Below are 12,909 nucleotides of genomic sequence, written 5' to 3' on the forward strand. Positions count from 1 at the left end.
TCAGTGAAATTTTTTGATATCAATTCAAAATTGTAAGCAAATATTATTTGAACGCCAGCTTTTGCACTATGAATTTCAATTTTTCGCCGTTTTCAAAGTTCTGGATCAATTCATGCAACATATCTCCTTCAGCACTGTTTATTGTATACTGAATAAAAGAAAGATCAATGTTTTCAAAAACAACAGAGGCATCATGTTGAACAGTATTTTTTATTATTTTCTCTTTCTCTTTTAGAACTCTCAAATCCTGCATTTTTCTGTTCTGCATAAATGTTCCACGCTTTGGGATAAATGGATTTGCAGAGATTTTTACTCTGTAGCCCATGCGCTTTGCTTTCCTGACGAACCATCCGATTTTCTTCAAATCAGACTCTTCTTCCTCGTCAAATCCATACATGAAATACATTTTAACTTCTCTGAAACCAGCCTCGGAAGCTACTACTAATGCGCTTTCTATCTGCTGGTCAGTGAAGTTCTTTCCAAGAATTTTCCTTATCTTTTCACTTGCAGATTCCGGAGCAATCGTGAAAGCATGTTGACTGCGCTTCAAGAAACTGACGAATCGCTTACTCAATCTGTCAAGCCTTAGAGAAGAAACAGACACTTTTATACTATTTTTTTCGAGCCAAGATAACATTTCTTCGAGCCACGGGTAATCTGTCACATTTGATGCAATCAATCCGACAGAACAGGTTTCTGTATGCATGATTAGCCTCTTTAAAGTTTCTATATTAAGAAACCTTGCCGGCTTTCTCAAAGCGCCCATCATGCAAAAATTACAATTCCATACACATCCACGTTCTATTTCGATGAGCAATCTATTTTTGAATTCTCCGTGCGAGAAAATAATCGGACTGGCTGGAATGGTAAGATTCAAATCGCTTATTTTTGAGATTTCTGACTCCTTTTTTCTTAAAACAGGCACAGATGCAAAATGAAGCTCAGCCATTTTCTCAACCAATTTTTCGCGTGAAATATATTCGAGAACTGAGTCCAAATTTTCAACCATTGGTTCAAAATCACCGTGAAGAATCACATCTGCAATAATATCAAACACAGGGAGTTTCGTATATGTCAAAGCGCCACCAAAAACTACCAGAGGGTCAAATGGTCTTCTATCTATATTTCGTATTGGAACAGATTTCTTTTTAAGGATTGAAATAATATTCAACAAATCGTTTTCAAAGTTCACCGCAAAAGCCCATATTGGAAACTCGTCGAGTGGTGTCAGAGAATCTATAGAATAGAATTTAACGAAATCATCATGATAAAAGAATCTTTCACATCTAACATTTTCAATTTTATTGAACAGTTTCCAAACTATGTTAAATCCGAGACTTGAAGACAGGACATTATACGAATTTGGAAAAATTAGGGCAACCCTCAGGTCGCCCTTCAAATCAATTTTTTCAACATTCTTTTCACTCAGTTTAAACTTTCTGACAATGTCAAACTCGCGAAAAGATTTACTATCACGTGGTCTTCTCAATAGAAATCCTCCTGAGGTAGTTTCTTGACACAACTGCTCTGACAAACTCCATTTCCAGGACCTTTGATTCACCTTTCATAATAACTCCCCGCATCTTTATTCTGTTATCCTGTATGTCAATCACTTTCACGCCAACTGCAAGTCGTTCTGAGACGTGAACTGGTGAAATATGTCTTACATCTGCAGCTATAACAACAGACACCTCGTTTTCATCGAGAAATGGTTGAATCATTTCATAAGCAACATGAAACACTAAAGCACTAAGTCCAGAAGTACTGGCATAAGAAAACATTGCCATCTCCTGATCTTCATTCCACAGGCAGGATTCGTCAACAACTCTTTCAACTGTCTTGCTCTGACCCCGCAGCAGCTCTAAGTTTGTCATGGTTCACCATCTCCTCGCCAAGTTCAGTTTTGAGGATTTTTCTCAATTCTTCACCTTCAAGCACTTCTCTTTCAAGTAAGAGCTCTACCAGCTCATCAAGTTGTTTATGATATTTTGTGAGTATCTCCTTGGCTCTATCGTAGCTTTCCGTAACAATTTTTCTAACTTCCTCATCTATCTCACTTGCAACTTCTTCACTATAATTGCGCATCCTTGTCAGTTCTTTTCCAAGAAATATTTCCTGTTCGGTCTTTCCCCATGAAAGCGGACCAAGTTTATCACTCATGCCAAATTGGCAAACCATTCTTCTTGCGAGTTCTGTCGCTCTTTCAATATCTGAAGCTGCTCCAGTTGTGACCTCTTGAAAGATCAATTCCTCCGCAGCTCGGCCACCAAGTAAACCTGTTATCTGATCAAGCAACTCCTGCTTAGTAACAAGATATCGATCTTCAGCCGGTAATTGAAGTGTATAACCCAGAGCACGATAACCCCTAGGAATGATAGATATTCTATGGACTGGATCAGCATTCGGCAACAAGCTCGAAACAATTGCATGACCAACTTCGTGGTAAGCAACTATCCTTTTTTCTCTGGGACTTATAACCCGAGATTTTCTCGCTGGACCAGCGATAACTCTATCTATTGCCTCTTCAAAATCCTCCATCTTTATTTTATCTCTTCCATTTCTTGCTGCGAGCAAAGCTGCTTCGTTAACCAGATTCTCAAGATCTGCTCCCACAAAACCTGTTGTTCTCTGTGCAAGAACTCTTATATCCACATCTTCAGCAATAGGTTTATTTCTCGCGTGAATTTTCAGAATCTCTTCTCTTCCTCTGACATCCGGAGTATCAAGCACAACTTTCTTATCGAATCTCCCAGGTCTGAGCAAAGCCGGATCGAGTATATCCGGTCTGTTTGTCGCAGCCATAACTACTATACCCTGCCGAACATCAAAGCCATCCATTTCAACTAAAAGCTGGTTAAGAGTTTGTTCCCTCTCATCATGTCCTCCGCCAAGTCCAGCGCCCCTGTGTCTACCAACTGCATCTATTTCGTCTATAAAAACTATGCAGGGAGCATTTGCTTTTGCCTGGTTGAACAGATCCCTCACGCGTGCAGCGCCAACACCGACGAATAATTCGACAAAATCAGAACCACTTATGTGAAAAAACGGTACATTTGCTTCACCGGCAACTGCCCTTGCAAGTAGAGTTTTTCCGGTACCAGGGGGCCCAACAAGCAAAATTCCCTTTGGCATTCGGGCGCCAATTTTTGAAAATCTACCCGGATCTTTCAGAAACAAAACTGTTTCCTTCAATTCTTCAACCGCTTCATCTACCCCGGCTACATCTTTGAAAGTTACACGTGCCTGACCAGGTCTGTTCATCTGAGCCCTGCTTTTCGTGAAGGTGAAAGCCTGATTGTTTCTGCCCGAAATAGTTCTCATCATGAAGAAGAACATAAACAGAAGAAAACCTATGAATATGACATTTCCTATAACATTCACCCAGAAAGAACTGCTCACACCCTTTTCACCAGTTACTCTCACACCCTTTTCACTGAGAACTTTTATGGTTTCTGAATCCTGCATAAACCACGGTGCGTATATTTCATAATATTCTCCTCTTTTTGTCGTTACTCTGAGTATTCCATCGTCTCTCACAACAACTTCTGCTATTCTGGTTGGTTCTTCATAAGCCATCTGAATAAAATCGCTGAAGCTCATCTTTGAAGGTGCTGATGTGTCAAAATAAAAAGATCGAACCAGCCAAAATAATGACAGGATAACAAGTGCAGCAAATATCAAAGATATATAATTTGGTCGATTTCCATTCAAACCATTTTCCTCCTTTCGTCCTTTCTCAATTCAAGTATACAACTGTATGGATTTTGCAGCAAATTTAAAACAAGAGAATCTTCTTTCCTTTCTTTGAAGCATCTGTCTACGTATACATATGGAACCCAGATTATTCGATCTATAGTACACACAACTGGCATTTCATCTCTCAAAAATGCAGGGATTTTCGAATCAATCATCATATCTTTCATTTTTACACCTGCTATTTTTTCACCAGCTTTTCTTTTCCTGATACAGACACCTCCTTGATCATGAATAAAAACATACTCATTTGATTTTACCTCACTGGAAAGCTCAAAAGTCCAGTCATTGAATTTGTAAACACCTGGTTTGCCTACTTTCAAGATATTCATAAATTTGCACTTTTTTTCAATGCTGAAAAAATCGAAACCTTTTTTAATCGCTATATCTTCAGATAAATCAATACTCCACGAATTTTCATTAAGCTTGGAAACTACAAGCTGTATTTGCCTGTAGTTCAAATCAACATTCATTTGACCAGCACAATATTTCACCAGTTCAATTATCTCGAATTCATCCATATCTTTTGAGTCGAAAATTATTCGCTTTCCACATCTGAATATTCTCTCAGAATACTTTTTGATAAGCCTTTTCACATGATTTTCGAGCATCATACCAGAAAAATGCACCTGTGAAAATGCATTTTCAAGATCGCTGTTAAGCAACTTTAAAGCTGGAACAATGCGGTGTCTTATATAATTTCTACTGTATTTGAGGTTAAAATTGGTTTCATCTTGCACATATGGAATATTGTTTCTCTTTATGTATGCCTCTATTTGCTCCCTTTTAAAATATAAAAGTGGTCTTATTTTGTTTTCATCTTTAAGTTTCATACACACAATTCCAGACAGGCCCGTACCTCGAACAATTCTGTAGAGAATAGTTTCAACCAGATCATTCAAATTATGCGCCAGCGCAATCAAATCTATCCCATTTTCATGGGCAATCCTGTTTAAGAACGTATATCTCGCAGCTCTTGCCCCCTCTTCGATTCCTATTTTCCTATCTGCACAAAATTTTGGCACATCAAAGCGTTCAACAAAGATTTTAACTCCTGCTTTTTTACAATAAGAATAAACAAATTGCTCATCTCTGATAGCGTTTTCTCTTATCATATGGTTCAAATGAGCTGCGAATATTTCGCAGTTGAGCTTTTGTCGAAGTTTCAGTAAGATGTTCAGGAGGCTCATCGAATCCATTCCGCCAGAGAGGGCAACCAATACTTTGTGGCCGGGAAAGATCAGATGATGAGTCTGAATGGTCTTCAACACACTAAATTCAAATTCATCGAGAGGCACGACAGCACCTTCTAAATCCAGATATCTGGAGCCAGCGAAGGGACTCGAACCCCCAACCTACGCATTACGAATGCGCCGCTCTGCCGGTTGAGCTACGCTGGCTCGCCAATTTCCACAATGACATTATACAAACACAGTGCCAAAAAATCAAGTATTGATCTTTCACTCCAGAAATAATGTACTGAACGAAAAGATGTTGTTGATATATACTCTTAATAAAGACGGAGGTGAAATAATGAATACCTTGAGGGTTGGATTGGCTCAGATCAACTCTACTGTGGGTGATATAGAGGGAAATGTTGAGAAAATCCTTGAAAAACTCGAACTGGCTCAGCAATTTTCAGTAGATGTTGTTGCCTTCCCCGAGCTTGTCATAACAGGTTATCCACCAGAAGACTTACTTTTCAAAAGACATTTCATAGATCAGAACAAAAAAGCACTGGAAAAAATAGCAAAGTACGTTCCAAAATCCATGATAGCCGTCGTAGGCTTTGTAGATGAAAACAGCGATATTTTTAACGCCGCTGCTGTGCTTAATAATGGTAGTATTGTTGCAGTATATCGAAAAAATTATCTACCAAATTATGGTGTTTTCGACGAATTCCGGTATTTTCAACATGGTGACAAAGCTTTAGTGATATCTTTTTGCAATGCTCGCATCGGCGTGACCATCTGCGAAGATATATGGTATCCGGGTGGACCAGCTCGAATAGAGGCCCTGCTTGGTGATGCTCATCTGTTGTTGAATATTTCATCTTCACCATATCATTCTGGAAAACTTTCTTGGAAAGAAAGAATGCTTGCTGTGCGTGCCAATGATAACCTTGCTGCTATCGCATATGTCAACCTTGTTGGTGGACAGGATGAACTTATTTTCGATGGAGCAAGCTTAATAGTAAATGAACAGGGAGAAATCATATCAAGGGCAAAGCAATTTGAGGAAGATTTCTTAATCGGTGATATCGATCTGGTTGGTATCGAAAGATCAAGGCTCCATGATCCAAGAAGGAGACAGGACAAGCGCGTTTGGTCTCAAGAAATTGCCAAACTCAACATAGTAAATATACCATTTGAACCGATTGAAAATAAACCTGATATCAAAAGCCGCATCGAGAATCCCTTACCAAGAGTTGCTGAAGTTTATCACGCTCTGGTCCTTGGAACCAGAGACTATCTCAAAAAAAATGGCATAAAAAATGTTGTGATTGGTTTAAGCGGAGGCATTGACAGCGCTCTAACTTGTTGTATAGCTGTTGATGCCCTGGGGCCAGATCATGTTACAGGCGTTTCTATGCCGGGTCCATATTCATCCACACACAGCCTCGAGGATGCCGAGCTTCTTGCAAAAAACCTTAACATACGCTATCTTGTTATACCCATAAATGAAATTTACGAAACTTTCCTGAAATCCTTGAAGCCAGTTTTCGGTGATTTACCTTTCGATGTGGCCGAAGAGAATATACAAGCTCGCATTCGAGGTGTAATATTGATGGCATTATCCAACAAATTTGGATGGCTTGTATTGACAACTGGTAACAAAAGTGAAAGCAGCACAGGCTACTGCACGCTCTATGGAGATACAGCAGGGGGTTTTGCGGTTTTAAAAGATGTTTATAAAACTCTTGTTTACGAGTTATCTGAATATGTTAATCAGAAAGCCCAGAAAGAAATTATTCCGCAAAGAGTTTTTGAAAAACCGCCAAGCGCTGAACTCAGATTTGGGCAGGTGGATCAGGACAAATTGCCACCATATCCGCTGCTTGATTCAATCTTAAAAGCGTATGTTGAAGACGATCGAAGTGTTTCGGAAATTGTACCAGCAGGATATGACGAGACGACTGTGAGAAAGGTAGCCTGGATGGTCGACAGCAGTGAATACAAACGAAGGCAATTAGCACCCGGACCAAAAATAACTTACAGAGCTTTTGGAAAAGACCGGCGATTACCGATAACAAACCAGTTCCGCGAATGGGAGGACAAATAAGGGCGACAGAGGTCGCCCTATTGTTTTAAGCCGTTTTGGAAGTAAAGTTGAAATTTCTTACTTTCATGAAAGGAGCAACTGCCGGGAAATACTCCCCGCTTGTTGATTCTATTTGCTTTGATATTGCCTCAATGTTTTGAGTAAACTCAAAGAATTTGACGTTAAATCTCATGTTTTTAACAGCCCTGGTAAGCTGCCCATTTTCTATGAGGAATGTCCCATCTCTTGTCATTCCAGTGAACATGGCTTCATACGGATCCACAACGTTCATATAATGGAATCTGTTTATGTATATTCCTTCTTTCGTTTGCGCAATCATATCTTCCAGCGAATTGTTACCACCCTCAACAACAAGATTAACTGGCATGGCAAAATCCATATCTTCAAGTGAAATCGTGTGCCCTGTAGGGCTTTTGCCGAATCTCAGAGCAGCCCCATGTGAATAAAACACATTCTTGAAAATACCATTTTCAATAACAGGTGTCTTTTCTCTCTTTTTGCCACACAGATCATACGCAAATGGTATTTGTACAGGATGAAAAGGATCATCGTAAACATTCAAATCATCTGGACCAATCTTCTGCCCCAGAAATCTTGTTGATGGACTCATTTTAAGTTCGTGCATATACCCATTTGTGCACACATAGGAGAAATAAAAGAAAAGATCAGCCACCGCTTCAGGGCCAAGTATAACCGTATAAAGCCCTGGTTCAATCTCAATGGATTCACCAGACATCTTTGCAAACTCAACCGCTCTCTGAGCCTTTTTTTCAACATCGAGATCGGCAATATTTTTTGCCGAAGAAGAAACGTATCCACTAGCAGAATCTTTTACAGCTACAAAATTAAAACTAAAACTTGAGTAAGCATGATAGATAAACATCCCATTCGAAGATATGACCGAATTTTCCGTTACATTGTCACTCACATAGCCAAAAGCTTGAATATCTTCACCGCAAGCATGAAGAATTTTATCAAAGATAGAAGCCCGCATTTCGGGAGAAAAGTTTTTTGCATCTTCTGTAACATTGTCTAATGGATAACCTATCGTTGGCTCCGGAAGCTTAAATTGATAATCCAGAGGCGTTGAACTTTCAAGCATTCCTTGAAGTTTTTCTTTGATAGATCTCAAGCCTGATGTGGTTAAATCGTTGCTTGTGGCAATCGCAACTTTATTATCTTTTGTGGCAAGGACGCTCACATTATTCTTTCTTTCAAAAACATTCTGATGGATTCTACTGTTTGCAAATCTGGTCAGAGCCGACTCGACATTCGAAATGACAGCAAGAAATTTAATATCGACAAAATGTTCATTCATCAATCTAAAGAAATTTCTGTAAAAATTTTCTCCTCTCATTTTCGAACACCTACCTTTATTTTTCTAAATCTTGCAGGCGATGTTCCATGGCCAACATGCATAACCTGCATTGGTTGACCTTTACCACAATTTGGTACACCCCAAACGTGCCAAAAATCCTCATTGGCCACTCCGTCGCATTTATTCCAGAACTGCGGCGTTATATCGTAATATACTGGATTTTTGAAAATTCTCCCGGTAAGCTTACCCGATTTTATTTCATAGGCAATTTCTGTAGCAAATTGAAAATTCAATCTCAGATCATCTATCGACCAGCTTTTGTTTGTATCCAGCAGAAATCCATAATCAATACCGGAAATGAGTTCTTCCAGCGTGTATTTTCCTGGCATCAGATTTATATTTGTCATCCTTATTATAGGTAAATGAGACCAGCTATCAGCTCTTGCTGCACCGTTAGATCTCAATCCTATCTCTGCCGCAGTTTGTCTATCCATCAAATAACCAACAAAAAGCCCATTTTTCACTATATATGATTTCTGTGCTTCAACACCCTCATCATCATAACCGAAACTACCAAGTCCACCTGGAATAGTTGCATCAGCAGTAATTGTGACATAATCACTACCATACCTCAGTTTATTCAATTTCTCAAGGCTCAGAAAACTCCCGCCAGCAAAACTCAGCTCTGAACCCATGACTCTGTCAAGCTCTACAGGATGGCCACAGGATTCATGTACTTGCAGAGCAAGCTGATTTCCGCTGATCACCACGTCATATTCTCCCGGCTCTATCTCCGGCGCACTCACAAGTTCGACAGCTTCACGGGCAATCTTTGGTGCATGTTCAATCAAATTCATTTTCTGTATAAACTCCCAGCCTTTTGTTGAATGATCTCCACCAAAGCTTGTTGGATACGACCTTGCTTGAAAACCTCCTTCGCCTATTGCCTGGGCAGAGATACCTGCTCCGGAAATAACTATCTCCTGTTCAATTACAGAACCTTCGCTACTCACGAACAATTTCCTGATCTTCTTGAAAAACATTGATCCCGTCGCCCTAATCACGCCTTCAATTTCTTTCGCTTTTAAGGTGGCATGCCTGAGAAGTTCAATTTTCTCTTTTTCAGAAATTTCAAAAGGATCTTTTTCATAAGGAGATCTAAATTTATCTTTGTGCACAGGTTCCTCGGCAAGCTTTACCTCTTTATTAGCGCGTTTGTTCGAAGCTTCGGCTATTTCCAAAGCTTCATCCGCTATTCGCTCGAGCGCAGAATCTCCTCGCTCATCAGTAGCAGCGAATCCCCATCCGTTTTTTAGTAGTGCTTTAAAACCTGTTCCTGCGCTGAAATTGTTAGTCAATGTTTTCAGAGTTCCATTTTCAACAAAAATTTCCTGCTGAAGATGCTCTTCATACCTTGCATCCGCATATCTCGCCCCCTTGTTTGTGAGATATTGCAGAATTTTCTGTAGTTTTTCTTGCACAATCTAACCTCCCTCCGTAAACTGAAGAGCAGGGATTTATTCCCTGCTCTTTTCCGCTTTCATTATAACGCTTATTGCTTCTTCTATACTTTTTGCATCAACCTTCTGGCCCGATTTGAGAACCATCAGAGCTGCTTTAATTACTACAATTCTGGGATAACGCTTCAGAAGTTTTCTAACCGGGTCAAGCTTCATTACGTTGGTCTCCAAGGCAATCACCATCCTAAAAGCCCTTGACACCTTTAAGGGCTGGATGTATAATGAACAGTGGTTGTGGGCTCGTAGCTCAACTGGTAGAGCGCCCGGCTCATAACCGGGCGGTCGGTGGTTCGAGTCCACCCGAGCCCACCACGGGAGCTTCGGCTCCCTTTTATTTTACCATTAATTTCGATTTTTGTAAAGTTAACACGTCATTATAAAATATCTTCTGTGTTGAAAAGAAACAGGGAGGTTAAACTCAACGAGCAGAGAGTCTATCGATCCAGAGCCAAGTAATCCATCTCAAACAAATGATAATGATAAAGAGAAAATCAACCTGGCTCTGAGAATCTCTATTTTCGAAGGGACCTTAGCAGTTTTTATAAATCAGCTTTTTGGTGGAGTTTACCTGACCGGTTATTTTCTATGGATGGGAGCTTCTCCATTTTTGATAGGTTTGTTCGGCTCTATTCCTTCACTTGCAAGCGCTCTTCAAATACTTCCTCTTCTTTTTGCCCACAGGTTAAACTCAAGAAAACAATTGATCGTTCCCTTAATGTGGATTGCAAGGACTGGTATAGCAACTTTTGCACTTTTCCCTATTCTCAAAGGAGGTTTATTTCTTTCTTACGCCATGTACATGTACATCCAGATAGCAGGTGCAATATCTTCACCGCTCTGGCAGAGTTGGATGGCTGATCTCGTACCTAAGCACTCTATAGGCAGTTATTTTGGGCTCAGAAATTTTGTTCTCGGAGTAGTACAGATACCAGCAATGTTTATAGCTGGTATTGTTCTGGACGCGCTGGGAGAAAATACAAAAGGATTCAGTGTTCTATTTTTACTTGCCGGTCTGGCAGGTTTTCTGAACGGATATCTTCTGAAAATTCAGCATGAACCTGTATACAGAATTCGAGAAAGTTCTATTGGCCCTGTGACCTCATTTAAACTCCTTATGCATAATAAGCAATTCAAAAATCTCATGCTGAGCTTTGCTATCTGGTATTTTGCTGTTGGCTTTGGTTCAGTCTATATAAATGTTATGCTGCTCAAAGAAATTCAATTTAGTTACCTTCAGGTAAGTATTTTGAATGCTGTTGCAATGTTTATCGGCACGCTGTTTCAACCATTCTGGGGAAAAGCAGGTGACAAATACGGTTTTCAAAATTTTCTGAAAATGTGCATCTGGGTTCAGGCTTTTTTGATTCTTTTCTGGGGTCTGACTCCAAAATCTTTTCTTTATGTATTCTTGCTGCAAATATTTATCGGCATTTTCGTAACTGCTGGTTCAAGTCAGCTTATTTTTTATACATTAATGTACATCGCGCCAGCTGATCTAAGAACTGAGGCATTTTCCATTTTCAACAGTTTTTCTAACATTGCTCTGACGCTTGGTTCTCTGATCTCTGGAATTATCGTGTCTTCTCTTTCAAATTTTGGCTTTAAGGTCTTCTATCTAAATGTCACCTCCATCAGGTTGACTATGTTTATCTCATTTTGCCTCCGGATTCTCGCAGCATATACAATGTCCAAAGCAGATCTTGGATCAGCAAGAAAAGTTCCTTTCTTTGAGCTGGTACGAGAATCTTTCACAACAGCAATCATTCCGTGGATGAGAAGCTGGACGAATATCTGGAGAAAAAGCAAATGAATCGTTTCAAAATAGAAAAAAGCGCCGAAATTGGCTTTAGAAGATAGTTTCTACCTTATGAATTTTTGCACTTTACAATCTTTCTTCTCTGACAAGGATTATTCATATTTTCTCTTAAAAAATACTGTTCTGACAGGCTTTTTTGATATTTTTTAATTTTGACACTTCCGTATATTATATTATGGAAGGCGCCTACCAGGTCCTGGTAAATACCATAGAACCGTACATTGGGATAGGTCTAATCCGTCGTAAGCCTCCTCATTGAATGGCTTCATAATAATATTTAATTTTTTTCTAATGGTCTTTGTTGTATAATGAATCATCCAATTGAAGGGGGCGGTAGGTATGGGTAAAGTTTTTGTGATAACACTTGTTTTGTTCAGCACCTTAATTTTCGCACAGACACAACTTCAGCCAATCAAACCAAATATCCCTTTTATTCCGCAACTGCCAACCACTGTTCAAGAGAGCGATTTACTTGGCCGTTATGGTTCTGTCTGGAAAATTTTCTGGGATGGTTGGGAAGGAACCTTGGTATTTCAAAAAGATGGAAAAGGATATATAGAAGATGAAAACAAAAGTAAATATAATCTTACTTATACTATTCTTCGCAATCCTCAGGACAATATCTCTGGTATGACAGGCCCTGGTTATACTGGAAAGAAAACTAACCTCGGCCACCGAGTAGTTTTCTTTGTTGATTTTGCAAATACACCAAACAATCAACAAGATGACCAAAGATTCGATGGATATATATTCACCCAGACTCTCAAGACAATGAAAAGAGCAATCGCAGGCATTACATGGTGGGATAACACACCATTTGGATTTTACGCAACTTACTGGTACGATATACCGGGATAAAAAAGCGGGCATTAAGCCCGCTTTTATTTTACAAACTCACTGGCATTACTGGAACATCTTCTGGTACGATCAACTTTGCCTTTGCAAATAAGTCGAGTAGCATGGCGCCAAAGATCAGCAAAATGAGATTTGGAAAGATAAACATAGGTACAGTTTTGAAAACAGTTTACATAGAGAAAATAAGAGAAATATTACAAAACAAGCCAAAACTAAAAGATCAAATTGCACTCTTAAGAGATGCGTCCTGCGCCGTGACCGAAATGGTTAAGCATAAAATAAAGTTGCTTAACAGTAATCAAAGAGTATGAGATATTATTGAGCTCTGGTCAGGACTTTTCAGTGTTTATTTTTACATAAGTATA

Annotated in this window: 11 protein-coding genes and 2 tRNA genes; 5 read left to right on the forward strand and 8 right to left on the reverse strand. The window is 39.4% G+C overall.

The window, feature by feature from the left end; all coding sequences use genetic code 11:
• Positions 1-43: 43 nt before the first annotated feature.
• From TLET_RS07870 to TLET_RS07890, 5 genes are all read right to left on the reverse strand, one after another.
• Positions 44-1,489: a B12-binding domain-containing radical SAM protein gene (locus tag TLET_RS07870; RefSeq protein WP_012003565.1), complete on the reverse strand. Its 1,446-nt coding sequence runs from the start codon at positions 1,487-1,489 to the stop codon at positions 44-46.
• A complete protein-coding gene (locus TLET_RS07875; protein WP_012003566.1) occupies positions 1,473-1,874 on the reverse strand; it encodes a thioesterase family protein in 402 nt (133 codons plus the stop codon). Before TLET_RS07875 ends, TLET_RS07870 begins: the two co-directional genes overlap by 17 nt.
• Positions 1,831-3,711: an ATP-dependent zinc metalloprotease FtsH gene (gene ftsH / locus TLET_RS07880; RefSeq protein WP_012003567.1), complete on the reverse strand. Its 1,881-nt coding sequence runs from the start codon at positions 3,709-3,711 to the stop codon at positions 1,831-1,833. The genes TLET_RS07875 and ftsH overlap by 44 nt, the downstream gene beginning before the upstream one ends.
• Entirely contained in the window at positions 3,708-5,051 is a 1,344-nt protein-coding gene (tilS, locus tag TLET_RS07885) for a tRNA lysidine(34) synthetase TilS (RefSeq protein WP_012003568.1), read from the reverse strand. Before tilS ends, ftsH begins: the two co-directional genes overlap by 4 nt.
• 26 nt (positions 5,052-5,077) lie before the next feature.
• Positions 5,078-5,153, reverse strand: a tRNA-Thr gene (locus TLET_RS07890).
• 133 nt (positions 5,154-5,286) lie between these two features.
• Between TLET_RS07890 and TLET_RS07895 the strand changes: the two genes are divergently transcribed.
• Positions 5,287-7,035, forward strand: a complete 1,749-nt coding sequence (locus tag TLET_RS07895) for an NAD+ synthase (RefSeq protein WP_012003569.1) — start codon at positions 5,287-5,289, stop codon at positions 7,033-7,035.
• Positions 7,036-7,060: 25 nt separating this feature from the next.
• Here TLET_RS07895 and TLET_RS07900 read toward each other — a convergent pair whose 3' ends face one another.
• From TLET_RS07900 to TLET_RS10970, 3 genes are read right to left on the reverse strand one after another with little or no spacing between them, the layout of a single operon-like run.
• Positions 7,061-8,392 carry a TldD/PmbA family protein gene (locus tag TLET_RS07900; RefSeq protein WP_012003570.1) on the reverse strand — a complete coding sequence of 444 codons (1,332 nt, stop codon included), beginning with the start codon at positions 8,390-8,392 and terminating at the stop codon, positions 7,061-7,063.
• On the reverse strand, positions 8,389-9,834 hold the full coding sequence (locus TLET_RS07905) for a TldD/PmbA family protein (RefSeq protein ID WP_012003571.1): 1,446 nt from the start codon (positions 9,832-9,834) through the stop codon (positions 8,389-8,391). The genes TLET_RS07900 and TLET_RS07905 overlap by 4 nt, the downstream gene beginning before the upstream one ends.
• A gap of 36 nt (positions 9,835-9,870) precedes the next feature.
• Entirely contained in the window at positions 9,871-10,056 is a 186-nt protein-coding gene (locus TLET_RS10970) for a hypothetical protein (RefSeq protein WP_187146388.1), read from the reverse strand.
• A 53-nt stretch (positions 10,057-10,109) separates the two neighbouring features.
• On the opposite strand from TLET_RS10970, the gene TLET_RS07910 reads away from it, so the two are divergent.
• The 4 genes from TLET_RS07910 to TLET_RS07925 all read left to right on the forward strand — a co-directional run bounded on the left by TLET_RS07910 (position 10,110) and on the right by TLET_RS07925 (position 12,855).
• Positions 10,110-10,185 (forward strand) — tRNA-Met (locus TLET_RS07910).
• 229 nt (positions 10,186-10,414) lie between these two features.
• Positions 10,415-11,683: an MFS transporter gene (locus TLET_RS07915; protein WP_228369059.1), complete on the forward strand. Its 1,269-nt coding sequence runs from the start codon at positions 10,415-10,417 to the stop codon at positions 11,681-11,683.
• A 345-nt stretch (positions 11,684-12,028) separates the two neighbouring features.
• Positions 12,029-12,547 (forward strand): hypothetical protein, encoded by a 519-nt coding sequence (locus TLET_RS07920; protein WP_012003574.1) that lies wholly within the window; start codon positions 12,029-12,031, stop codon positions 12,545-12,547.
• Positions 12,548-12,648: 101 nt separating this feature from the next.
• The gene (locus TLET_RS07925; RefSeq protein ID WP_041428445.1) at positions 12,649-12,855 is read left to right on the forward strand and encodes a class II fructose-bisphosphate aldolase; all 207 of its coding nucleotides are present in this window, start codon (positions 12,649-12,651) and stop codon (positions 12,853-12,855) included.
• Positions 12,856-12,909 lie beyond the last annotated feature (54 nt).

The sequence above is a fragment of the Pseudothermotoga lettingae TMO genome, from assembly GCF_000017865.1.
Taxonomy (GTDB): Bacteria; Thermotogota; Thermotogae; order Thermotogales; family DSM-5069; genus Pseudothermotoga_B; species Pseudothermotoga_B elfii.